This is a genomic window from Achromobacter pestifer, assembly GCF_013267355.1.
GTDB classification, from domain to species: domain Bacteria; phylum Pseudomonadota; class Gammaproteobacteria; order Burkholderiales; family Burkholderiaceae_B; genus Achromobacter; species Achromobacter pestifer_A.
This window is the reverse complement of the sequence record NZ_CP053985.1, coordinates 6,766,580-6,787,781: the sequence shown is the minus strand read 5'-3', so window position 1 is coordinate 6,787,781 and position 21,202 is coordinate 6,766,580. Positions and strand designations below refer to the sequence as shown.

General features: G+C 66.3%; 23 protein-coding genes. 5 read left to right on the top strand and 18 right to left on the bottom strand.

Translation table 11 applies throughout. The features are described from left to right. Position 1: 1 nt before the first annotated feature. From fliL to fliF, 7 genes are all read right to left on the bottom strand, one after another. On the bottom strand, positions 2 to 640 hold the full coding sequence (gene fliL, locus FOC84_RS31935; RefSeq protein WP_173149428.1) for a flagellar basal body-associated protein FliL: 639 nt from the start codon (positions 638 to 640) through the stop codon (positions 2 to 4). A 170-nt stretch (positions 641 to 810) separates the two neighbouring features. Continuing rightward, positions 811 to 2,217 carry a flagellar hook-length control protein FliK gene (locus tag FOC84_RS31930; RefSeq protein WP_173149426.1) on the bottom strand — a complete coding sequence of 469 codons (1,407 nt, stop codon included), beginning with the start codon at positions 2,215 to 2,217 and terminating at the stop codon, positions 811 to 813. A gap of 24 nt (positions 2,218 to 2,241) precedes the next feature. Continuing rightward, a complete protein-coding gene (gene fliJ, locus FOC84_RS31925; protein ID WP_088140140.1) occupies positions 2,242 to 2,691 on the bottom strand; it encodes a flagellar export protein FliJ in 450 nt (149 codons plus the stop codon). Beyond that, complete coding sequence (gene fliI / locus FOC84_RS31920; protein WP_173149424.1) at positions 2,684 to 4,174, bottom strand: flagellar protein export ATPase FliI; 1,491 nt, start codon at positions 4,172 to 4,174, stop codon at positions 2,684 to 2,686. The genes fliJ and fliI overlap by 8 nt, the downstream gene beginning before the upstream one ends. Next, positions 4,171 to 4,914 carry a flagellar assembly protein FliH gene (gene fliH, locus FOC84_RS31915; protein WP_173149422.1) on the bottom strand — a complete coding sequence of 248 codons (744 nt, stop codon included), beginning with the start codon at positions 4,912 to 4,914 and terminating at the stop codon, positions 4,171 to 4,173. The genes fliI and fliH overlap by 4 nt, the downstream gene beginning before the upstream one ends. Continuing rightward, on the bottom strand, positions 4,907 to 5,917 hold the full coding sequence (gene fliG / locus FOC84_RS31910) for a flagellar motor switch protein FliG (protein ID WP_054456694.1): 1,011 nt from the start codon (positions 5,915 to 5,917) through the stop codon (positions 4,907 to 4,909). The genes fliH and fliG overlap by 8 nt, the downstream gene beginning before the upstream one ends. Then, complete coding sequence (gene fliF, locus FOC84_RS31905; RefSeq protein WP_173149420.1) at positions 5,907 to 7,565, bottom strand: flagellar basal-body MS-ring/collar protein FliF; 1,659 nt, start codon at positions 7,563 to 7,565, stop codon at positions 5,907 to 5,909. The genes fliG and fliF overlap by 11 nt, the downstream gene beginning before the upstream one ends. Before the next feature lie 330 nt (positions 7,566 to 7,895). On the opposite strand from fliF, the gene fliE reads away from it, so the two are divergent. Beyond that, complete coding sequence (gene fliE, locus FOC84_RS31900; protein ID WP_054456696.1) at positions 7,896 to 8,228, top strand: flagellar hook-basal body complex protein FliE; 333 nt, start codon at positions 7,896 to 7,898, stop codon at positions 8,226 to 8,228. A gap of 92 nt (positions 8,229 to 8,320) precedes the next feature. On the opposite strand, the gene FOC84_RS31895 is transcribed toward fliE, so the two are convergent. The 7 genes from FOC84_RS31895 to FOC84_RS31865 form a co-directional block, all read right to left on the bottom strand. Beyond that, the gene (locus FOC84_RS31895; protein ID WP_173149418.1) at positions 8,321 to 9,124 is read right to left on the bottom strand and encodes a flagellar brake protein; all 804 of its coding nucleotides are present in this window, start codon (positions 9,122 to 9,124) and stop codon (positions 8,321 to 8,323) included. Between the two features lie 24 nt (positions 9,125 to 9,148). Then, on the bottom strand, positions 9,149 to 9,466 hold the full coding sequence (locus tag FOC84_RS31890; RefSeq protein WP_173149416.1) for an EscU/YscU/HrcU family type III secretion system export apparatus switch protein: 318 nt from the start codon (positions 9,464 to 9,466) through the stop codon (positions 9,149 to 9,151). Then, positions 9,466 to 10,824 (bottom strand): flagellar hook-length control protein FliK, encoded by a 1,359-nt coding sequence (locus FOC84_RS31885; RefSeq protein ID WP_173149414.1) that lies wholly within the window; start codon positions 10,822 to 10,824, stop codon positions 9,466 to 9,468. The genes FOC84_RS31890 and FOC84_RS31885 overlap by 1 nt, the downstream gene beginning before the upstream one ends. Further along, positions 10,821 to 11,177: a flagellar protein FliT gene (locus FOC84_RS31880; protein ID WP_173149412.1), complete on the bottom strand. Its 357-nt coding sequence runs from the start codon at positions 11,175 to 11,177 to the stop codon at positions 10,821 to 10,823. The genes FOC84_RS31885 and FOC84_RS31880 overlap by 4 nt, the downstream gene beginning before the upstream one ends. A 46-nt stretch (positions 11,178 to 11,223) precedes the next feature. Beyond that, on the bottom strand, positions 11,224 to 11,652 hold the full coding sequence (fliS, locus tag FOC84_RS31875; RefSeq protein ID WP_173149410.1) for a flagellar export chaperone FliS: 429 nt from the start codon (positions 11,650 to 11,652) through the stop codon (positions 11,224 to 11,226). Between the two features lie 18 nt (positions 11,653 to 11,670). Then, the gene (gene fliD / locus FOC84_RS31870; protein ID WP_173149408.1) at positions 11,671 to 13,056 is read right to left on the bottom strand and encodes a flagellar filament capping protein FliD; all 1,386 of its coding nucleotides are present in this window, start codon (positions 13,054 to 13,056) and stop codon (positions 11,671 to 11,673) included. Between the two features lie 143 nt (positions 13,057 to 13,199). Then, positions 13,200 to 13,577 carry a flagellar protein FlaG gene (locus tag FOC84_RS31865; protein WP_013393423.1) on the bottom strand — a complete coding sequence of 126 codons (378 nt, stop codon included), beginning with the start codon at positions 13,575 to 13,577 and terminating at the stop codon, positions 13,200 to 13,202. Positions 13,578 to 13,719: 142 nt separating this feature from the next. On the opposite strand from FOC84_RS31865, the gene FOC84_RS31860 reads away from it, so the two are divergent. Then, positions 13,720 to 14,457, top strand: coding sequence for an IclR family transcriptional regulator (locus FOC84_RS31860; protein WP_173149406.1), 738 nt, complete (start codon positions 13,720 to 13,722; stop codon positions 14,455 to 14,457). Between the two features lie 37 nt (positions 14,458 to 14,494). On the opposite strand, the gene FOC84_RS31855 is transcribed toward FOC84_RS31860, so the two are convergent. The 4 genes from FOC84_RS31855 to FOC84_RS31840 form a co-directional block, all read right to left on the bottom strand. Further along, complete coding sequence (locus FOC84_RS31855; RefSeq protein WP_173149404.1) at positions 14,495 to 15,661, bottom strand: acyl-CoA dehydrogenase family protein; 1,167 nt, start codon at positions 15,659 to 15,661, stop codon at positions 14,495 to 14,497. Next, entirely contained in the window at positions 15,661 to 16,890 is a 1,230-nt protein-coding gene (locus tag FOC84_RS31850) for a CaiB/BaiF CoA transferase family protein (RefSeq protein ID WP_173149402.1), read from the bottom strand. Before FOC84_RS31850 ends, FOC84_RS31855 begins: the two co-directional genes overlap by 1 nt. Beyond that, complete coding sequence (locus FOC84_RS31845; RefSeq protein WP_173149400.1) at positions 16,887 to 17,858, bottom strand: Bug family tripartite tricarboxylate transporter substrate binding protein; 972 nt, start codon at positions 17,856 to 17,858, stop codon at positions 16,887 to 16,889. Before FOC84_RS31845 ends, FOC84_RS31850 begins: the two co-directional genes overlap by 4 nt. Positions 17,859 to 17,926: 68 nt before the next feature. Further along, positions 17,927 to 18,343 (bottom strand): cupin domain-containing protein, encoded by a 417-nt coding sequence (locus tag FOC84_RS31840; protein WP_173149398.1) that lies wholly within the window; start codon positions 18,341 to 18,343, stop codon positions 17,927 to 17,929. A 164-nt stretch (positions 18,344 to 18,507) separates the two neighbouring features. Between FOC84_RS31840 and folC the strand changes: the two genes are divergently transcribed. From folC to FOC84_RS31825, 3 genes are all read left to right on the top strand, one after another. Next, entirely contained in the window at positions 18,508 to 19,818 is a 1,311-nt protein-coding gene (gene folC, locus FOC84_RS31835; protein WP_173149396.1) for a bifunctional tetrahydrofolate synthase/dihydrofolate synthase, read from the top strand. A 63-nt stretch (positions 19,819 to 19,881) separates the two neighbouring features. Beyond that, on the top strand, positions 19,882 to 20,706 hold the full coding sequence (locus tag FOC84_RS31830) for an SPOR domain-containing protein (protein ID WP_173149394.1): 825 nt from the start codon (positions 19,882 to 19,884) through the stop codon (positions 20,704 to 20,706). After that, positions 20,706 to 21,194, top strand: coding sequence for a CvpA family protein (locus FOC84_RS31825; protein ID WP_054456710.1), 489 nt, complete (start codon positions 20,706 to 20,708; stop codon positions 21,192 to 21,194). The genes FOC84_RS31830 and FOC84_RS31825 overlap by 1 nt, the downstream gene beginning before the upstream one ends. The last annotated feature ends 8 nt before the right edge of the window (positions 21,195 to 21,202 follow it).

Here is a 21,202-nt window from a genome sequence, read left to right as displayed (position 1 = left end):
CTTATTGCACCACGAACGCCGTGTACAGCACGTCGGTGACGTACTGGCCGTCCGGCAGGGGCGAGAAGGGGCGGTTCACGGCCTGCTTGATGGCGTTGGCCATGTCGGTCTTGCCTTGCTGCGTCTGCACGCCGGTGGGCGATTGCGACGACAGGACCATCAGGATGCGGCTGCGCACTTCAGGCATGTATTTTTCGAGGCGCGTGCGGGTCTGCTCGTCGCTGACGCGCAGCGTCAGGCCCACGTGCATGATGCGCTCCGTATCCGGATTTTGCAGCGTGACGGTGAAGGGCTCGATCGGCACGAAGATCGGGGCCGGGACGGCTACCGGGTTGGCAGGAGGCGCGACGAAAGTCGTCGGGGTCGCCTGGGGGCCTTGCGCGGCTTGTCCGGGCTGGCCGGGTTGACCAGACTGGCCGGGTTGACCAGGCTGGCCGGTCGGCACCTGGCCGACGCCGAGCTGCACGGTTGCGCTGTTTTGCGGCTGCATGCGTTGGGTAATGAACCAGGTTGCCCCGGCGCTGGCCGCGGCAACGATGAGCAGGACCAGGATTGCCAGCAAGGGGCGAAGAATACGGCCCATGCCGGAGCGATTGGAGGCTGCGCGCGCAGGCATGGGTGAAGGTTTGGAAGTCGCCATCTCGGAGTCGATGCGTGTTTTGCCGCTGATGAAAACGGGTTCTTAGTGGATGAAAGCATTCTGCCCCAAATGCCGCCTCCGCTTGGAGGCGAAAAACAGGGCGAAAGCCGCGTATCTCAAGCTATTGCTGCAGCGCCCGCAGGCGCGGCCAGAGGCGATGCGTTTCTTTGTCAGGCGAAGGTGTCCACCAGCGCATTGGCGTTGCGCGGGGTCGTCACCGCGACGGGCGCTTCGGCGACGCTGTCGGCGCCAGCCTGGCCGCCGCCAGCATGGCGTTGCGAGCCGTTGCCGCCTTGTTGCGCGAATTCCTGTTGGGCCGCCTGTTCGCCCACGCTGGTCTGGCCCAGCGAGATGCCGGCCTGGGCCAGCGCCTGCTGCAGTTGCGGGATGGCGGTTTCGATGGCCTGGCGTACCGAGGCGTGGGCCGATACGAACGAAGCGCTGGCCACGCCGTCCGACAGGTTCAGGCTGACGCGCAGCGGACCCAGATCGGGCGGGTCGAGGCGCAGCTCCGCTGTTTGCATGCCTTGGCGAGCGCCATGGCTCATCATGACGACCTGTTGGCCGAGCTCGGTGCCCCAGTGAGTGCCGCCAACAGGGGTGGCGACTTGCAGCATGACCGGTACGACGGGTGCGGCGACGGCTGCCGGGTTTGCGATCGGCGCGGCGGCCGGACGCTGCGTGGCGGCGGCAAGCGCTTGGGCCAGGTGGTCTTGGGCGGAGGCGCCATGCTGCGGCGCCTGGAATTGTTGTTGGGCGCTGGCCAGGACCTGGGCCTCGGCGTCGTCGGCCTGCTCAGGCATGGCGATGTGGCCGGTTTCGGGGCGCACATCGCGCGCGGGACGGGGTAGTGCGACTTCCGCGGCGAGTCGCGGCGTTTCCGCCTTGACGGGCGCGGCAGCAGCCGGGGCGCGGACCGGCGCTTGCACGGTGGTGGCTGCGTCAGTGCCGGGCTTGGCTGCCGCGGTGATGACCGGCACGGCGATCTCGGCCTCGCGGGCGGCAAGCGCGGCCGCTGCCTCGGCCTGCGGGGCGGTAAAGGCGCCAGCACCGGCGGCTGCCGCGGCTGCGCTAGCGGCCTGCGCCGCGGGTGTCGCGGGCGCGGCGTCGGCGGCATTCAGCGCGGCGGTCAGGACGGCGGCGCCACTGCTCATTGCGGCGGCGGCCGCGGCGGCGTTGCCGCGCGCGAGCTGTACCTGTTCGGCGGCCTGGGCCGCGATCTCCAGGGCTTGCTGCGGCAGGATCACGGCGGGTTGCGCGGCGGCGACGGCCAGCGCGCCAGCCTCGGCCTGCGCGGCGGTCTGCACCGCCTCGTCGATGGCGCTGGCGGCGGCGCCTTCGGCGCGGGCGGCGGGGTCGCCGGAATTCTTGCCGTCAGCGGACGTCTTGGCGCCGTTGTTCGCCGGCCGCGAGTCGGCGGCCTGGCTGGGGCGCGACTGCGCGGAGCGCTGCTGGGCCAGGACGTCCGAAAAGCTGGGGCCCTTCTTGTTCACGGGCGCGGATTTGGCGCCGAGCGCGTCGGCGATCGAGGTCGGCGCGGCGGGCGCGATGGCGGGCAGGGGCAGGGGAGCGTTCATCTTGGGCTTCCTGTGAGATATCGCTTAATGCATGCCGGTCTGGCGTTGGACCAGGCGGGCGGAGTATTCATCGTTGGCGCGCTGTTCGCGGCGGGATTCCACCACGGCCTGGGCGCGCAGTTCGCGCTGCGCCAGGGCGTCGTAGGAGTTGAGCTTGCGCTTTTCCTGTTGCCAGTAGAGCCGGCCTTTGGCGAGGTTGTCGTCGGCCTGGCGCAACACGCCTTGTTGCTGGCTGATGGCGTCGTCCAGCGTGCTGATGAAGCGCTGGTAGTTGTGGCAGTCGCTTGCCGACATGCCGCTGGTCATCGCCTGCTGCAGCCGTTCCAGGTAGTCCTGGCGGTAGTCGTGCAGCATGGACAATTGGCGCTCGGCATTGGTGCGTTCGGCGTTGAGCCTGCCGAGCAGACGCGCCGCTTCGTCCGTGCTTTCCTTGGCCAGGTTGATCAGCATGTCCAAGGGCAATTGGCTAGGCATAAGCGTTCCTCAATTCGAAACTGGCGCGCAGCTGGCTGACGGCGGCTTCATAGCCGACGTTTTCGCCGATGTCCTGCTGCAGGAAGGCTTCCAGGCGCGGGTAGCGGGCGATGGCCTCGTCCAGCTGCGCATCGTTGCCGGCGGCGTAGGCGCCCACCGCGATCAGGTCGCGGTTGCGCTGGTAACGTGACAGGCTTTGCTTGAAGCGGCGCACCACGGCGAACTGCTCTGGCGTGATCAGCGAGGTCATGGCGCGCGAGATCGACGCTTCGATGTCGATGGCGGGGTAGTGGCCGGCTTCGGCCAGGTGGCGCGACAGGACGACGTGGCCGTCCAGGATGGCGCGGGCCGAATCGGCGATCGGGTCCTGCTGGTCGTCGCCTTCGGCCAGCACGGTGTAGAAAGCAGTGATGGAACCCGCCTTGCCGGACGGTCCTGGCGCGCCCATGCCGGCGCGTTCGACCAGCATCGGCAGCTTGGCGAAGACCGAGGGTGGATAGCCCTTGGTGGCGGGCGGTTCGCCGATGGCCAGCGCGACTTCGCGCTGGGCCATGGCGTAGCGGGTCAGCGAGTCCATGATCAGGAGCACGTCCAGGCCCTGGTCGCGGAAGTGTTCGGCCAGCCGCGTGGCGTAGGCGGCGCCTTGCAGGCGCAGCAGCGCCGACACGTCGGCTGGCGCGGCCACCACGACCGAGCGCGCCAGGCCCTCGGGCCCGAGGTTGTGCTCGATGAATTCCTTGACTTCCCGGCCGCGTTCTCCGATCAGCCCGACGACGATGACGTCGGCCGTGGTGTAACGGGCCATCATGCCGAGCAGCACGCTTTTACCGACGCCGGAGCCTGCGAACAGGCCCATGCGCTGGCCGCGGCCAACCGTGAGCAGGCCGTTGATGGCGCGCACGCCGGTGTCCAACACCGTATCGATGGGCGCGCGTGACAGGGGATTGATCGGCTGCGCAGACAGGGGCGCGAGTTCGGCACCCGTGAGCGGACCCAGTCCGTCCAGGGGGCGGCCGGCGCCGTCCAGCACCCGGCCCAGCAGGGCATTGCCCACCGGCAGGTGGCGGCCCAGCTGCGGTTTGGCGTTGCCGTTCAGTTCGGCCTTGCGCGGCAGCGGAATCTGGCGTTGGACGGGCGGCTCGCCCGGCACGACGCGCGCGCCAGGCGGCAGGCCGGAAATATCGGCCTGAGGCATCAGATAGAGGGTGTGGCCGTCGAAACCGACGACTTCGGCGTCTGCCCAATGGTCGTGACCGCGCGCGATTTCAATGCGGGCAGCTGCCCCCACCGGCAGGCGCAAACCGGTCGCGTGCAGCACCAGGCCGGTGGCGCGCGTGATCTTGCCGCTGACCAGCCAGGGGTCGGTGGAGGCGGCGCGGATCGAGCCGATCTGCAGCTGGGTCTGCCAACGGTCGATGACCGGCACGGCGGTGGCGGGCGCGGCCGGCTGGCCGGGCAGGGGGGAGGCCGGATTGGCGCTCACACCGGCTCCTCCCAGGATACGTTGCGGCCCAGCGAGGCCGCGACACGGCGCCAGCGCGTTTGCAGGGTGGCGTCGATGTCGCCGAAGGGCGTTTCGGCGCGGCAGCCGCCGCGCGAAATGGACTCATCGGCCAGGACGCGCCAATGGCCTTCCTTGAGTTCGTCCGCCAGGTGCAGGCGGATCAGATCGATGTCTTCGGGGTTGGCCCACAAGCGCATCTGGCCGCCGGCGGTGGGATTGATGTGCAGCACTTCGCGCACGGCGCTGACCACGGTGTCCGGCTGCTCGGCGAGGGTGGTGCGCACGACCTGCTGGGCGATGTCCAGAGCCAGGGTCAGCAGGCCCTGGCCCATTTTTTCTTCGAGCGAGCCGAGGGACGCGGCGCAAGCCTCGACCAGCGCATGCAGGCGCTGCGCTTCGGCGGCGCCTTGTTCGCGCGCCTGAATGAGGCCTTCGCCATAGCCTTGTTCGCGGCCGGCGGCGAGACCGGCTTCGTAACCAGCCTGCTGGCCGCTTTCCAGACCGGCGGCATGGCCCAGGGCATGGCCTTCCTCGCGGCCTTCCGCAAGGGCCTGGGCACGCAGTTGGGCCATCACCACTTCCGGGTCCGGCCCCGGATCGGGTTCGGGCTCGGGTTCCGGTTCAATGGCCGCGGGCTCGTCGAACGACAGCATCTGCCAGCGCCGCCAGGCGGCGCTGCGCGAGATGAGCGCCGTGGCGCCGCTGTCCACCTCAGACATACGTGTCGTCTCCCTGGTTGCCCAGGACGATCTGGCCGCTCTCGGCCAGGCGGCGGGCGATCTGCAGGATCTTCTTCTGTTCGGTCTCGACCTTGGACATGCGGATCGGGCCTTGCGCATCCAGGTCTTCGCGCAGCATTTCGGCGGCGCGGCTGGACATGTTGCGCAGGAACTTCGCGCGCAGCTCTTCCGGGGCGCCCTTGAGCGCGACCATGAGCGTGTCGTTGTCGATTTCCTTGAGGATGAGCTGGATGGCGCGATCCTCGACGTCGAGCAGGTTGTCGAAGACGAACATCTCGTCGATGATCTTTTGTGCCAGATCGTTGTCGCGCTCGCGCAGGCTGGCGACCACCGTTTCTTCCTGGGTCGAATTCATCATGTTCAGGATCTCGGCCGCGGTGCGCACGCCGCCCATCTTGCTGCGCTTTGCGCCCTGGCCAGCCAGCACCGAATTCAGGACTTCGGTGAGCTCGGACAACGCCGCGGGCTGCACGCCGCCGAAAGTGGCGATGCGCAGCATGACGTCGTTGCGCAGGCGGTCCGTCAGCAGCGCCAGCACGCCGGCGGCGCGGTCGCGCTCGAGGTGTACCAGGATGGTCGCGATGATCTGCGGGTGTTCGTCGCCGATCAGCTCGGCCACGGTGTTCGGGTCCAGCCAGTTCAGCGCATCGATGCCGCTGCCGCCTTCGCCGGCTTCCAGGATGTCTTCGATCAGGCCGGCGGCGCGGTCGCTGCCCAGCGCCTTGGTCAGCACGGTGCGGATGTAGTCGTCCGAACCTAGCGTGACGGCCATGAACTGGTCGGCTTCCTGGCGGAATTCCTCCAGGACCACGGCCACGTCGCTGCGCGTGACTTGCTTCAGGCTGGCCATGGCGGCGCCGACCTGCTGGACTTCACGGGCGCCGAGGTACTTGAAGACCTCGGCCGCGGCGTCTTCGCCCAGCGACATCATCAGGACGGCGCTGCGCGTCATGCCGTCCAGCGGCGTGGAATCATTTTTCATCTTTGCTCATCCAGGTGCGCAGAACCATCGCAACGGCGCGCGGATCTTTGGTGGCCATCGTGCGGGCGCGTTCCAGATTGTCCTGGTACCGGTCCACTTCCTTGGCGCGGGCCACGTCCTGGGCCTCGCGCACCGCTTCAATGCGCTCGGCTTCAGCCTGCTCCGGGTCGACCGGCGGGTACAGGTAGTCGCCCACCGTGCGGCGCAGCATGCGATACAGCCACAGTGCCAGCACGCCACCGACCAGCCAGGCCAGGATCGTCTTGAACAGCGAGATCATTTCCGGATCGCGCCACATCGGCACCGGCGGCGGGCCGTCGTTGAACTGGCTGTTGACCAGGTTGAGCGAGTCGCCGCGGGTCTCGGAGTAGCCCATGGCTTCGCGCACCAGATTGGTCAATTTGTTCAGTTCTTCGGGCGGCAGGGGCTGCAGTTCGCCGTCCTTGTCGCGGACGTAATTGACGACCACGGCCACCGACAGGCGCTTGAGGTTGCCCACCGGTTGCTTGATGTGGCTGATCGTGCGGTCCACTTCATAGTTGGTGGTGGCGTCGCGGCGTTCGTTCAGATTGCCAGTGACGGCCTGCGTGCCGGTCTGCTGTTGGGTGTTGGGCTGCTGCGGCTGGCCGGGTCGGGGCGGTTGCGGTGCCGGCGGATTGGCGATGGCGGCCTGCGGATTGGCCGGGGCCTGGTTCGATAGCGCGCCGGGCACGCCTTGCGCGGGATTGACGCCGCGCTGGGCCGAGTCGCTGGTTTGCTGGCTGCGCACGGCGGCCTGGCCGGGTTCCTGGTTCGGGCGATAGACCTCGGACGTTTCTTCGCGGCGGGCGAAGTCGACGTCGGCGCTGGCCTGGGCGTGGACGTTGCCTGGACCGACCAGCGGATTGAGAATGGTGAGAATGCGTTCGACCGCGCGCTGTTCCATTTCGCGCACGAAGCGCATCTGGTCGGCGTCCATGCCGCGGCCTTCGCCCATCGGCGCCGACAGCAGGCGGCCGTTCTGATCGACGATGGACACGTTCTCGGCGGTGAGTTCGGGGACGCTGGAGGCCACCAACCAGGAAATCGCGGAGACCTGGGCGTCGCTCAGGCTGCGGCCGGGATGCATGTTCAGCAGCACCGAGGCGGTGGGCGCCTGGCGTTCGCGCACGAACAGCGACTGGCGCGGCATGGCCAAGTGCACGCGGGCATGCTGCACGGTGTGCATGGCTTCGATCGAACGCGCCAGCTCGCCTTCAAGACCGCGCTGATAGTTGATCTGTTCCGTGAACTGGCTGGCGCCGAAGCGGGCGTTGTCCATCAGTTCGAAGCCAACCGAGCCACCGCGGGGCAGCCCCTGGGACGCCAGCTGCAGGCGGGCGTCGTACACGCGGTCGGCCGGCACCAGCACGGCAGTGCCGGTTTCGTTGTAGCGGTAGGGCACGTTCATCGCGCCCAGCGCCGTTACGATGGCGCCGCCATCGCGGTCGTCCAGGTTGGAGAACAGCACCTTGTACTTGGGTTCGCTGCTCCACATCGCCACGGCGACGATGATCGCGACTAGGGCTGCCCCCGCGCCCAGCAGTATGGGCTTGGGCAGCGCGCGCACCTTCTCCAGCACGGGGAATTTCGTCAGCAGCGACGAACTCAGGGTGGCCTGCTGGTTCATTGGAGGCCCCCGCTGGCCACGCGGAGCTGGAAATGGGACTTCATGTCTGGGTAGGGCAGATTACACATGCAACGTGCTTCTGGTCTGGGGAGAGCGTGGATTATTGCCCCTGAGACGTCCATCCCAATCGTTGAAAACGGCCGGTTTTTGGCGTTACTTGTCTCCTATGTCCCCGACAAGGCGAAAGTCGCCGCAGCCGCCCTGGCGGCAGGCGGCCGCATTCGCGGAAATGTCGGGTTTTTTGGCGGTTCTTGTCGGCTATGAACCGGCAGAGTCGGGGTTACGCTGTGCGCAACATTGGCGTAATCCCAAACAGCAAGGAATCAGGTAATGGCTGTATCAGGCTTGTCCGGCATCGAAAGCATGCTTCAGCAGATGCGCGCGGTAGTGAGCAAGGCGGAGACCGGTAACCTCAGCGCGGGTGAAATGGTCGGCCAGCCCGATGGCTTCGCCGCGGAACTGCAGCGTTCCATCCGGCGCGTCACTTCCGCCCAGAACGCCGCCACGGCCCAGGCCAAGGCGTTCGAGCTGGGAGCGCCCGACATTTCCCTCAATGACGTCATGATCGATATGCAGAAGGCGAGCATCGGCTTCCAGACGGCGGTGCAGGTACGCAACAAGCTGGTTGCGGCCTACAAGGAAATCTCCTCGATGGCGGTCTGAGTCCCGGTCGCTGGGGCGCGCTTGCGGCTTGACCGGAAGCGCTGGCTGACATCAGGCGGGAACTTGCTGCGCATGTTTCCCGCCGCACGACATCAATTGCGCTGGACGCTCTTTTCCAGGCGCCAGACAACCTGTTGCAGCCAGTTTTCCTGGCGCGCGTCCAGATTCAGGAATACAGCCCCGAGGTGGCTGACCGGCGGTTCGCCGGTCAGCGAAACGTGCTTGGGCGCCGGTTCGTCAGGATCCGCGGATTGCTTCATGGGTTGTCCCGAGACCGGATACACATTGCGCACCTCCAGGCTGGCGTTTAGCTTGCCCTGGGCGCCGAAATCCAGTTGCACGTTTTCCATCAGCGTGCCGCGCTCCGGCAGGGCGGGGACCGCCAGATCTGCGCGCAGGCCCACGCCGTCCACTGAAATGTCGCGTATCGTGAACGCGTAGGGTTTGTCGGCGGGGGAGGCTTGCCAACTGGCGCGGCACACGTTGGCGGCGGCGATCAGGGAGGCGCGGAACATCTTGCGGCGCTGGATGCGGGCCAGGCGTTCCGGGAACGGCGAAACCAGCGCGGCGCTGCCGTCATCGAAATGAATGACCTGGGGCCGTTGCACGCGAAAGCGGATCTGCACGCCGCCATAGGCGGTGGCATGGAAGTGGAAGGTGGTGCCGCTCAGCAAGCCCATGGAGTCGGATTGTTCGAAGTCCGCGCCGGCGTAATCGCGCGGTCTCCAGAAGAATTCTCCGGCACGCTTGTCCACGCCCAGGATCAGCACGGCCATCTCCCGGTCCGCAGCGTCGCGCACCAGGATATGGCTGTCGGGGTGGGTCAGCTCGAACAGGGCCGAACGCATCTCTTCAGGCCGGGTCAGCAGAAACTCCGGGTCGCTGGCATCCAACACTTTGGTCTTCCTCAGGTAATAGGGTCAGGCGGGTGGAGCGGGTTCGGGGAACTCGCGCGATTCCAGGCGGTAGAGCCAGGCCAGCAATTCTGCCACCGCTACGTAGAGTTGGGGAGGAATATGTGCGTCCAGGTCCACCTGCATCAGCAGGCCGACCAGCTCGCGCGACTCGTGGACGTAGAGACCGTTTTCCTGGGCGGCGCGGACGATGGTGTCCGCGAGCTGGCCATAACCCTTGGCGACGACGCGTGGGGCGCCGTTCTTTTCTTCGTAGGAAATGGCGACCGCCGCGTTGCGGCCGGCGTTCGGGTCCGATTCTGGATGGGGGGTGAGGCGGCTCATCAGATATCGGTGGGGATCTCGGGGCGCGGTTCGACCACGCTTACCGACAGATTGCTCAGGGTCAGGCCGGCGGCCAGCAGCCGCGAACGCAGGGCGTCCGAGGAGTTATTGATCTCGGCGGCGCTGTGCGGTGCGATGAGTTGCAGGACGATCTGGTCGCCGGCCAGGTTCAGGCGGGCATCGACCAGGCCCAGCCGGGGCAGGTCCAGCTTCAGCCGTGTGGCCCAGGTCGAAACCGCCGACTCTGGATCGCCGCCGTAGGGGTCGCGCTCGACTTCCCATTCCATGGGCGCGCCGGGCCAGGCTTCGCCTTGCCAGGTCAGCGTCTGGTTGGCCAGCACGTCCAGTTGCTGGCGGACGAGCACGGTCAGGTCCTGGTGTATGCCGCTGACCGGAGTACCAGGGGCGGGCGAACTGGAGGCGCCGGTGCTGGGTGCGGCGTCGGCGCCCGGACTGCCACTGGGAGCCGCGCCGGCCCGCGGTCGCGAGGGCGCGGCATCCTGCGCGGGCGGGTTCTTGCCGAGTACGGCCTGCGGCTCGTTGCGCAATTGTTCCGGGGTGGCCCGGCCGAAGACCATGTCGGTCAGGTGGGATTCGTAAAAGAGTCCGCTGCCTTGCAGCGCCTGGCGCAGGGCCTGTCCCAGTGCGCGGGCGGAAGGTCCGCCAGCCGCCAGGGCGGCATGCACCGCGGCTTCGGGTCCCTTGCTTGCGTTGGCGCTTGCTCCCTGTCCGACCGGTCGGTCCTGTTTGGCACCGTCGGCCGGGTTGTCGCCGTCAAGCGCTGCCGCGACAGAGGCGGCGAGGGCCGGGGCTTGCTGGGCGGTGGCCTGCGCCGGCATCTGGCCAGGCATGGGCAGGGGTGTTTGTGCGGCAGTCTGCGCGGGTTGCTGGCCTGTTTGTGCTGCCGGCATGGGGCTGGCGCCGGCGGCGGGTTGGCCCGACTGCGCATCGGCGGCCCACAGGGGCGTGCGTCCCTGGACCGCAGGCGCGGCCTCGGGAAATTGGGCCAGCAGAGCAAGAATGGCGCGCGCCGTCGTGCCCAGTGTCGTGGGAGCCGAGGCCGTGGTGTCGCTGCTGGTGACCAGGCCGCGCGCGGCCAACGCCAGCGCAGCTGCGATTTTGGGATCGACGACAGTATTCTGGCGGTCGCCGCGGGCGCCGCCAGTCTGTATGCCTTGTCGCGGGTCGCGCGTCGATCCGTCGGAGGCGCCGGGTTTTTCCAGATTGCCTGGCTGGCTGACCGCGTCGGGCCGGGCTCCGGAAACTTGATTGGCGCTGGCGGCGGACATCGTCGTGCCTAGCACGGCGTCCAGCCGCTGCACCAGGACATTGCCGAGTGCGGCGGGACCTACGCTCATTCTTCAGGCGCCTGCTGGTAACCGTAGGCGGACAGCAGGGTCTGCTGGCGTTTCATGCGTCCCAGCAAATCGCCCAGACGGGCCAGTTGCGGAAGCGCCAGGTCGCGAGTGAGTGCGTCATTGTCGAGGATGCGCACGAGCAGGTCGTACTTCATGGCGCGGCCGGCTTCGTCCAGCGGTGCGGAGTGTTCGGTCTGGCGCAGGCGTTCCACCAGCTCGCAATATTGCTGTCCATGGACCATCGCGCCATCCCAGTCGCCGGCTTGCGCTGCCGCTAGCATTTCTCCCGTGATGAGAGCGATCTCCTGGTAGTTTTCCAGGATAGGGGAGGTGTACTGGGTCGTGGACGTCATGGAAATCTCGGGCGTTCGATGGCTGGCTGGGGCATATGCGATGCCGTCAAGGCTGCACGCCCCCGACAGGGCGATCAATGGATGTTTGCCAGGCCTCGGCCAGATCGGCCAACAGGCGATCCGCCGTTTCGAGCGCTTCCGCGTCTGCTTTCAGGTTCGCCATCAGCAGCGTGCGGACGATGTAGTCGTACAGGCGGGCGAGGTTTGCGGCAATTTCGCCGCCCGCCTCCATGTTCAGTCCGGTCTTCAAGCCTTCATCGACGATCTTGATAGCCTTCGAGATGGCGGCTCCCCGTTCAGTGGTTCTGCCTTCCTGAAGGTGCAGGCGCGCCTGCCCGATTGCCGCCCGGGCACCCATGTAAAGCAGGGAGATCAGCCTTTCCGGGCTGGCCCCGAGGATTTGCGTTTCCAGGCCGATCTCGGCGTAGGAACGCACGGAATAGGATCCGGTGGGGCGGCGGGCGGCGTAAGTCATCGATACATCTTCTATAAGTTACTTGGACTTGCTCAAGGCCGCGAACTGTTGAGTCAGATAATTGGCGGTGGCGGTCTGTTGAGACACGAATTTTTCCAATTGGACGAATTGGGCGCGCATAATCGCCATGGTGGCGTCGCTGCTGGACTTGGCGCGTGCGAGCTGATCCTCGACGTCCTTGATCGACTCGGTCAGGCCGTCTTCACGGATCTTGATTGAGCCCTTGTCACCCAGCATGCCTTTTGCTGCCGTGGTGAACTGTGCGGTGAGTCCGTTGGCCGAGGTCATGATGCGTTTGACGTCGGCGGGGTTTTCGGTCAACGCCTTATCGAGCTGCTTTTGATCGATCTTCAACGTGCCGGTCTTCGGGTCTAGCGCGACACCCAGGTCCGCCAGCGTGCGCATGGACCCTTCCGAGGTCGCGATTCGCAGTGCATCGGACATGGTGGATTGGATACTGCGAGTCGTGCTGTCGCCGGTCAGCGCCTGATTGGTTTCGGCCTTGACGTCGAATGCCGTGTGCTTGGCGATGGTGTTTTGCAGTGAGTTGTACGCATTCACGAAGTCCTGCACGGCCGTGCTTGCGACGCTTGTATCGCTTTCCAGCTTCAGGGTGATCGGCTTGCCTGCCTCGGTCGTTGCCGTCAGGTTCAAGGTCACGCCATCGATGGCGCTGGAGAGGCTGTTGCTGCCGCTCTTGACCAGAATGCCGTTGACTTCTATTTCGGCATCCACAGGAGCGGTCTGTTGCGCCATTTTCGGGCTGGTATCAGCAGGGTCCTTGTTGTAGTTCAGGATGTCCTTGAGTTTTTGGTCGCCGGTTACGGTAATCGACTTTACCGACGTCTGTTCGCCCGTGTCCTTGGCGCTCAGCATCAGATAGCTGCTGCCGCTGCCATCATTGATGATGGTGGCGCGCACGCCGACCTTGTCGTCGGCATTGATTGCATTGGCGATGCCGTTGAGCGACGTGTCGTTCTTCAGGTCGATGGTGCGCTTTTCGCCATTGGTCAGTTCAATCGTGAACGAGCCGGTTGCGCCATTGGACGCTTTCCGGTCCGCGACCACGCCGGATTGCAGCGTGTGCGCGGTGGCCAGCCTGTTGACCTTGATGGAGTATTCCCCCTTCGTGGCGCCATCGGCGCCCACGGTCGCGGTCAAGCCGCTGCCGGATACGTTGGCCTTCACGGCGTTCAAGACGGAACTCTTGCTCAGTGCTTCGGCGGTTTTTTGCACGGCTTCCACCGCGCTCTTGATTTGGCCAAAGGCGCTTACGCGAGCCTCATAGCTCGCTTGGCGGTTCGTGTACAGACTAAGCTTCTTATCCTCGACAGCTTGGAGCTTTTTGAGGATGTCTTCCAGAGGAAGTCCGGTGGTCGAGCCGAGATTGGTGATAGAAGCCATGTGAAATTCCTTCCTAGCGATGCGATTTTGTCAAAAATACGGTGCCGGCGATTGGCCGGGTAAGGGCATAAGGCGGGCCTAATTCGACGCTTCCGGAGCCCTGCTCGCTTCGGACGAGCATTCGAGCCGATTGCGGGGTCGGATCAGGCAGAGGTCTTGATGCCGTTTCCTTGCATGTTCACGATCATTTTGGCGATTTTCAGCAGTGTTTCGCTGGGGATCGTGCGGATGACATCGCCCGATTCCGCATCCACCACGGACACCACGACTTGATGCACGTTGGGGTCAATTTCGAACTTCAACTGCGTGGACCAGGCCTTCATCTGGTCGTTGATTTCGTCCAGAGCCTTGTCCAGGGGTAGTTTCTGCGAATCGGACTGATCCGACGTCGCGTTGTCCGAAGCCCCGCTGTTCGTTGCGGCGGCCGTGGGCACGACGCTTACGGCGGGATCCGGCGCGAGCGGCGCGGGGGCGACCGGCGCTGGTGCAAACGATGCAGGGGCTATGGGGGTTACGGCCATGATCACTCCAACGGCGATGTGGGCGTCTCGGAGGAACGCGCTGTTTTCAGGGAATTCTCAGCTACGATTACGGCAGGCCCGCAGGGAACTTTAGCCACCGGCGAGCCAGATGTTTCACGTGCTAAACAGTTCGGACCGGGTAATGAGTGTCAAGACGGCGCTGCGAGTCATCGAAATCATCGAAACCTATGCCCGCGAAAAGCGCGCGCTGCCGCTATCGGAACTGGCCCGGCTGCTGGATGTGCCGGTGTCAAGTTGCCTGGCCTTGATCCGGACCCTGACCGGCCTGGGCTATCTGTATGAAACCGGGCGGCGCCAGGGCTACTACCCGACCGGCAGGTTGCTGGCCATGGCGCAGCGCATCGCCCGCGCCGACCCGGTGCTGGACCGGGTCTATCCCAGCCTCACGGAATTAAGGGACGCTACGCGCGAAACGATTGTTTTCGCCAAGCTGAGCCAGGATGGCCGGGTGGTGTACCTGGATGTGCTGGATTCGCCCCATACGATCAGATATGCACCGGTTGCGGGTGAGTTCAAAGACGTTCATGCAAATTCGCTAGGAAAGGCGTTGTTGTCCCTGCTGAGCGAGGCGGCCCGCGATGCCATGCTTGCGGACATGACCATGACCCGCCACAACGAGCGCACGCTGGTCACGCGCGAGGCGCTGCTGGCGGACCTGGAGCTGTCGCGCCAGCGCGGCTGGTTCATGAACAGCGGCGAGTCGATTGCGGACGTGGGCGCGATCGCCTGGCCGGTCACGCTGTCCGGCGAGCACTATGCGATTTCGGTGGGCGGGCCGATCTACCGGATCGAGCCGCAGCAGGAGGCCTACGCGCGCATCCTGCGCTCGGCCTGCACCGCGCTGGAGCAGCAGGCCTGACAGGCGGCAGGCCTGGGCGCCGATCAAACGGCGCCGCTCAGTAGGACTTGGGCAGCCCCAGCACTTTTTCCGCGATGAAGCACATGATCAGTTGCGGGCTGACTGGTGCGATGCGGGGAATGAAGCTCTCTCGCAGCAGGCGCTCCACGTGGTATTCCTTGGCGTAGCCCATGCCGCCCAGGGTCATGACCGCGGTCTGGCAGGCGTTGTAGCCGGCCTCGGCCGCCAGGTATTTGGCAGAGTTGGCGTAGGGGCCGCAGGCCTTGCCCGCGTCATACAGGCTGGCGGCCTTGAACACCATCAGGTCGGCGGCTTCCAATTGCATCCAGGCCTGGGCCAGCGGGTGCTGGATGCCCTGGTTCTGGCCGATGGGGCGGCCGAACACGGTGCGTTCGCCGGCGTACTTCACCGCCCGGTCCAGCGCGGCCCGGCCGATGCCCACCGCTTCGGCCGCAATCAGGATGCGTTCTGGGTTCAGGCCGTGCAGGATGTATTCGAAGCCCCGGCCTTCCTCGCCGATGCGGTCGGCCACGGGGATGCGCAGGCCGTCGATGAACAGCATGTTCGAGTCCACCGCCTTGCGTCCCATCTTCTCGATTTCGCGGACTTCTATCTTGCCGCGGTCCAGGTCCGTATAGAACAGCGACAGGCCCTGAGTGGGTTTTTCGACGTCCGATAGCGGGGTGGTACGCGCCAGCAGCAGCATCTTGTGAGCGACCTGGGCGGTCGAGATCCAGATCTTGCGGCCGTGCACCACGTACTCGTCGCCCTGGCGCACGGCGCGGGTGCTGAGCTTGGTGGTGTCCAGTCCGGCGTCGGGTTCGGTGACGGCGAAGCAGGCTTTCTCGCGGCCTGCGATCAGGGGCTCCAGCCAGCGGCGGCGCTGTTCATCGCTGCCGAAGACCACCACCGGGTTCAGGCCGAAGATGTTCATATGGACGGCCGAGGCGCCAGTGAAGCCCGCGCCGGAAGCGGCGATGGTCTGCATCATCAGCGCCGCCTCGGTCATGCCCAGGCCCGCGCCGCCATGTTCCTGGGGCATGGCGATGCCCAGCCAGCCGTCGCGCGCCAGATCGGCGTGCAGGGGCTCGGGAAAGCCGCCTTCGCGGTCGCGTTCCAGCCAGTACTCGTCGGGATAGCGTTCGCAGATGCGGGCCACGGCGTCCCGCAGCGCCAACTGGTCGGGGGTGAATTCAAAGTCCATCAGTGGTTTCCATCCAGGGTGATGCCGCGGGCCGCCATGGCGTCGATCCGGGCAGGGTCATAGCCGGCCTCGGCCAGCACTTCGCGGCTGTGCTGGCCCAGCCTGGGGGCGGGGCGGCGTATGGAGGTGGGGGTGCCTTCGTACTTGCCCAGCGGAGCGGTCGTGCGGATCGGGCCCTCGCTGGGATGGTCCATGGCCCGGAGGAAGCCGGTCGCCGCCAGGTGCTCGTCCTGCAGCAGGTCGTCCACGGAGTAGAGCGGCGACGCGGGAATGTCCGCCCGCGCCAGGCTTTCCAGCCAGGCCTGGTTGCGTCGGGTGGCGATGATGTCGGCGACAAAGGCATAGACCTCGCCGATATGGGCGGCGCGCGCGCCGTGGGAGTTGAAGCGCGGGTCCCGCGACAATTCGGGCCGGCCGATCAGGTCGAAGAAGTTGCGCCAGTGCTTGTCGTTATAGATCAGCAGGCTGATATAGCCGTCGGCCGTGGCGTAGGGGCGGCGATGCGGCGCCAGCAGGCGCGCATAGCCGGTGGGGCCCAGTGGCGGCTCGAAGGTGGCGCCGCCAAGATGGTCGCCCAGCACGAGGTGGGCCATGCCTTCGAACATGGGGATTTCCACCTGCTGGCCTTGTCCCGCGCTTCGAGCGTGCAGCACCGCGGACACGAGAGCGATGCCCACGTGCAGGCCGACCGCCCGGTCGGCCAGGGTCAGCGGCGCGTAGCGCGGCACGTCCCCGCTCTGCTGGGCGGAAAGGGCGGCGATGCCGGTCTGGCCCTGGATCAGGTCGTCGTAGGCGGGCCGCCCGGCGTAGGGGCCGGCCTCGCCATAGCCGTAGGCGCCCAGATAGACGATGCGCGGATTGCGCGCCGCCACGGCCTCGTAGGACAAGCCCAGCCTGGCCATCGCCTGCGGGCGGATGTTGTAGAGCAGGGCATCGCAGCTTTCGGCCAGTTTCAGGCAGGCCGCAAGCCCTTCGGGCGTCTTCAGGTCCAGCACGACCGACCGCTTGTTGCGGTTCAGGTGCAGGTAGATGTGGCCCATGCCGGGGTTGCGCATGGGGCCGACGGCCCGCATGTTGTCGCCGGCGGGCGGTTCGACCTTGATGACGTCCGCACCCAGGTCAGCCAGGACCTGGGTGGCATAGGGACCCATTACTACCGCGCTCAGGTCCAGGATGCGCACGCCCGCCAGCGGGCCGTCGGGAGTTTCGGATTGCGGCCGCTCGCTCATTGCTGCTCGATCCCCGCGTCGCGGATCAGCTTGCCCCACAGGTCCAGCTGAGCGCCGACGAACTGGGAGAAAGCTTGCGGCGTGCCGGAGAAGGCGTCGAACCCCAGGCCGGCCAGGCGCTTTTTGACGTCGGGCTTGGCGACCACCTGATTGATCGCGGCGTTCAGCTTGGCCACGATCTCCGGCGGCATGCCGGCCGGGCCGAAGTAGCCGTTCCAGGAGTTCAGGTCGAAATCCTGCACGCCGGACTCGGCCATGGACGGCAGGTCCGGGACGATCGCGCTGCGTTCGGCGGTCGACACGGCCAGGGCGCGCAACTGGCCCGATTGCACGAAGGGCAGGCCCGAAGCCAGGTCGGTGAACATGAAATCGACCTGTCCGCCGACCACGTCGGTCAAGCCTTGCGGCGTGCCTTTGTAGGGCACGTGCAGGATGTCGATCTTGGCGCGGTTGGCCAGCGTGGCGCCGGCGACGATGCCGGTGCTGTTGCCGCTGGCATAGGTGATGCGGCCGGGACGCTGGCGCGCGTCGGCGACCAGTTCGCCCACGGTCTTCCATGGCCGCTTCGGGTTCACCACCAGGATGAAGGGCAGGTTGCCGCCGCGGGCGATGGGGGTGAAGTCCTTGACCGGATCGTAGGGCACGTTCTTCATCAGCCAGGGGGCGGCGGAATGCGAGGTGTTGGTGGTGACGAACAGTGTGTAGCCGTCCGGCTTGGCGCGCGCCACGTAGTTGGCTGCGATGGTGGCGTTGGCCCCGGGCTTGTTCTCCACCACGACCTGCTGGCCCAGGATGTTGCCCAGCTCGGCGCCGAAGATGCGGCCCACGGCGTCGGTGCCGGATCCGGCGGGAAAGGGGACGATCAGGGTGATGGGTTTGGTGGGGTAGTCGGTGGCGTGGATGGCGGGGCTGGCGGCCAGCGCCGCGCCGCTGATGAGGGCGGCGCCCAACAGGCTTAGGGGTCTCATGGGTTTGTCTCCTGTGTGCTTGGGGTCCAGGCGCGGTTTCTGCGTCCGCTGCCCGGGGCTGCGCCGCGTCAGGCGGCCGGGGGTGGCGCCGGAAAGCCGCGTATCACGCGGTCTGGGGATTCTTCATAAGGGGGCGTGTAGATCACCAGCAGGCGGGCGGGTTCGTCGCTGGTGACGGTGAAGACGTGCGGAATGTCGGGGGGGAAGTAGCAGCAGTCGCCGGGACCCATGTCGACCCATTCGTCCTGCACCTGTGCGCGTGCCGTGCCGGACAGCAGGTAGCAGACTTGTTCGATGCCGGGGTGGGCGTGCGGCAGGGCGCCCTTGCCCTTGTCTATGACGCCCAGCAGCACCTCCACGCCCCGGGAGCCGACGGTGTCCGGGCCGATCAGGCGCCGGTTCAGGGTGCCGGTGTGGTTGGCGGGGTGGTAGCCGGGCACGTCGGCCTCGCGCACCAGCCAGGCGGGGGTCTTGCTCTGCATCATGCTTGATCCAATAAAATTCCCATACGTGAAATTATTTTTATGTATGAGAAAAATAGTGGCAAGCAGTTTTTCAGTGGGGATACCTTGCCGCTCCCTGGGGGATTAGGGAAAACACCGTGCGTGGACTGCTAAAATCGAAGGCTGATCTCACTTACGGCCCTGTCATGTCTTCTGCCCGCACGCCCGACGTTTCCGCCACCCTGTCCGATTGGCTGCAGTACCTGGAATCGATCCATGCCACCGCCATCGACATGGGCCTGGACCGGGTGCGCGAGGTGGCGGGGTGGCTGGGGTTGGAGCTGTCCGGCGTGAAATTCGTCGTCGGCGGCACCAACGGCAAGGGTTCCACCTGTGCCATGCTGGAGGCGATTTTGCTTGCGGCCGGCTACAAGGTGGGGCTGTACACATCTCCGCACCTGATCGATTTCAACGAACGCGCCCGCATCAATGGCCAGATCGCCACGGACGAGGCGTTGATCGCCCAGTTCCAGGCGGTCGAGGCCGCGCGCGGCGACGTTTCGCTGACCTACTTCGAGTTCACCACGCTGGCGATCCTGCGGCTGTTCTCGCAGTCGAAGCTGGACGCCGTGGTGCTGGAAGTCGGCCTGGGCGGGCGGCTGGACGCCGTCAACATCATCGATGCCGACTGTTCCATCGTCACCAGCGTGGACCTGGACCACACCGACTGGCTGGGCGATACGCGAGAAAAGATCGGATTCGAGAAAGCCCATATCTATCGCAGCGGCCGCCCGGCCATCTGCAGCGATCCCATGCCGCCGCAATCGCTGTTGGACCACGTCAAGGAGATCGGCGCCGACCTGTGGTTGTTCGGCCATGATTTCAACTATTCCGGCGACCGTCAGCAATGGGCCTACGGCGGACGCGAACAACGCCGCAATTCCCTGGCCTATCCGGCGCTGCGCGGCGCCAACCAGCTGCTGAACGCGTCAGCAGCGCTGGCGGCGCTGGAGTCGGTGCGCGACCGGCTGCCGGTGCCGCAGCAGGCCGTGCGCCTGGGACTGTTGCAGGCGTCGCTGCCGGGCCGCTTCCAGATCCTGCCGGGCCAGCCTGTGGTCATCCTGGACGTGGCGCACAATCCGCATGCCGCGGCGGTGCTGGCACAGAACCTGGACAACATGGGCTTCCATCCGTACACCCATGCGGTGTTCGGCATGCTCAACGACAAGGACCTGGCCGGCGTTGTCGCCAAGCTAGGCACGCGCATCGACAACTGGTACTGCGCCGGCCTGCCGGGCCCGCGCGGCACGCCTGGAGAAGCGCTGGCCGAGCAGGTCGCCGCGGCGTTGCCGCCCACGCCCGCGGAAGGCGAAAAACCAGGCATTGCCGCGTACGCGGATCCTGCCCAGGCCTTTGCGGCTGCGCGCGAACGGGCAGGGGAGAATGATAGAATCGTGGTGTTCGGCTCGTTTCTCACCGTAGCCTCGGTTTTGCAGGCTCTGGGTCGCAAGGCATAGGCAACAGCGGGTCAATCGCGTCCAGGCGGCCCGCCGCCATATCGCCGCAAGGAATTCTCCTCCATGGGTTTTTTCAATCGCAAAGATCCTGCCGACCAGGCGCAGTCCTCCAAACGGGCGGCAGTGCCCAGCGAGGTGCAGGCTGCGGAGCTGCGCGGCCGCGCGCGGCGCAGGCTGGCGGGCGCCGTCGCGCTGGTGCTGGCAGCCGTCATCGTCCTGCCCATGGTGCTCGATTCGCAGCCCACGCCTGTCGACGACAACCTTCCCATCAGGGTGCCGGAACGCAATACGCCGTTCCAGCCGCAAGTAAGCGAACCCCAAGTCGCCGCGCCGCAGACGCCCGCGCCGGGCAGTGCCGCGCCGACGGATCCTGCGGCCATCCCCACGCCGCCTGCGGTCACGTCGGTGCAACCGCCCGCCACGGCCACGCCGGCCACGCCTCCTGCGACGCAGCCCGCGACGCCGCCCGCGACCGCGGCCGTCACGCCGCCCAAGCCCGAGCCCAAACCGGCCACGCCGCCCAAGCCTGAACCCAAGCCGGCGACGCCGGCCAAGCCCGATACTCGTTCCGACGACGGCGCACGCGCCCTGGCCCTGCTGGAAGGGCGCCAGGCGCCCGCCGCCTCGGCGCCTGCGCCCAAGCCGGCCGCCAAGGGCAATTTCGTGTTGCAGATCGCGGCCTACACCACTTCCGAGGATGCCCAGTCGCGGCGCAGCAAGCTGCACCAGGCGGGCGTCACCAACGCATTCGTCGAACAAGCCACCATCAATGGCAAGCAGCAGTACCGTCTGCGGGTGGGGCCGTTCCCCTCGCGCGAGGCGGCGCAGGCGGCCCAGGCGCGATTGCGCACCCTGGGCTATGACAATGGTTTCATCGCCGCCCAATAGTGACCGGTTTCGACTTCGTCGTGCTGGCCATCCTGGTGGTTTCGGGTGTGCTGGGCCTGGTGCGCGGCCTGCTCAAAGAGGTGCTGTCGCTGGTTGCCTATCTGCTGGCCTTCGTGGCCGCGATATGGTGGGGGCCCACGGTCTATGCCTGGCTGGAGCCCTATATTGAAACGACGCTGCTGCGCATGGGAGTTTCGTACGCCGCGGTGTTCATCATCGTGTTGCTCGGTGTGGGCTTGGTCAACATGACGCTTGCCGCCCTGATCCGCAGCACCGGACTGAGTCCCGCCGACCACGGCCTGGGCGGGATGTTCGGGCTGGCCCGTGGCCTGTTGATCGTGCTGGCGCTGGTCGCCGCCGCAGGTTACACGCCGCTGCCGCAGGAGCCGTGGTGGAAGGACGCCATGTTTTCGCATTCGGCCATCGAGGCCATCAAACATATCAAGACGTGGCTGCCGCCGTCCCTGGCGACGTGGCTGCCGTATTGATTAGCTTT

Coding starts and splice junctions, on each gene's coding strand:
- fliG (WP_054456694.1), bottom strand. CDS start 5,917: ATGAAAAATGATTCCACGCCGCTGGACGGCATGACGCGCAGCGCCGTC.
- FOC84_RS31830 (WP_173149394.1), top strand. CDS start 19,882: ATGGGTTTTTTCAATCGCAAAGATCCTGCCGACCAGGCGCAGTCCTCC.
- FOC84_RS31850 (WP_173149402.1), bottom strand. CDS start 16,890: ATGAGCGAGCGGCCGCAATCCGAAACTCCCGACGGCCCGCTGGCGGGC.
- fliF (WP_173149420.1), bottom strand. CDS start 7,565: ATGAACCAGCAGGCCACCCTGAGTTCGTCGCTGCTGACGAAATTCCCC.
- fliD (WP_173149408.1), bottom strand. CDS start 13,056: ATGGCTTCTATCACCAATCTCGGCTCGACCACCGGACTTCCTCTGGAA.
- FOC84_RS31885 (WP_173149414.1), bottom strand. CDS start 10,824: ATGAGCGTAGGTCCCGCCGCACTCGGCAATGTCCTGGTGCAGCGGCTG.
- FOC84_RS31860 (WP_173149406.1), top strand. CDS start 13,720: ATGAGTGTCAAGACGGCGCTGCGAGTCATCGAAATCATCGAAACCTAT.
- FOC84_RS31855 (WP_173149404.1), bottom strand. CDS start 15,661: ATGGACTTTGAATTCACCCCCGACCAGTTGGCGCTGCGGGACGCCGTG.
- FOC84_RS31845 (WP_173149400.1), bottom strand. CDS start 17,858: ATGAGACCCCTAAGCCTGTTGGGCGCCGCCCTCATCAGCGGCGCGGCG.
- FOC84_RS31890 (WP_173149416.1), bottom strand. CDS start 9,466: ATGAGCCGCCTCACCCCCCATCCAGAATCGGACCCGAACGCCGGCCGC.
- FOC84_RS31840 (WP_173149398.1), bottom strand. CDS start 18,343: ATGATGCAGAGCAAGACCCCCGCCTGGCTGGTGCGCGAGGCCGACGTG.
- folC (WP_173149396.1), top strand. CDS start 18,508: ATGTCTTCTGCCCGCACGCCCGACGTTTCCGCCACCCTGTCCGATTGG.
- fliH (WP_173149422.1), bottom strand. CDS start 4,914: ATGTCTGAGGTGGACAGCGGCGCCACGGCGCTCATCTCGCGCAGCGCC.
- fliJ (WP_088140140.1), bottom strand. CDS start 2,691: ATGCCTAGCCAATTGCCCTTGGACATGCTGATCAACCTGGCCAAGGAA.
- fliS (WP_173149410.1), bottom strand. CDS start 11,652: ATGACTTACGCCGCCCGCCGCCCCACCGGATCCTATTCCGTGCGTTCC.
- FOC84_RS31930 (WP_173149426.1), bottom strand. CDS start 2,217: ATGAACGCTCCCCTGCCCCTGCCCGCCATCGCGCCCGCCGCGCCGACC.
- fliE (WP_054456696.1), top strand. CDS start 7,896: ATGGCTGTATCAGGCTTGTCCGGCATCGAAAGCATGCTTCAGCAGATG.
- FOC84_RS31865 (WP_013393423.1), bottom strand. CDS start 13,577: ATGGCCGTAACCCCCATAGCCCCTGCATCGTTTGCACCAGCGCCGGTC.
- FOC84_RS31880 (WP_173149412.1), bottom strand. CDS start 11,177: ATGACGTCCACGACCCAGTACACCTCCCCTATCCTGGAAAACTACCAG.
- fliL (WP_173149428.1), bottom strand. CDS start 640: ATGGCGACTTCCAAACCTTCACCCATGCCTGCGCGCGCAGCCTCCAAT.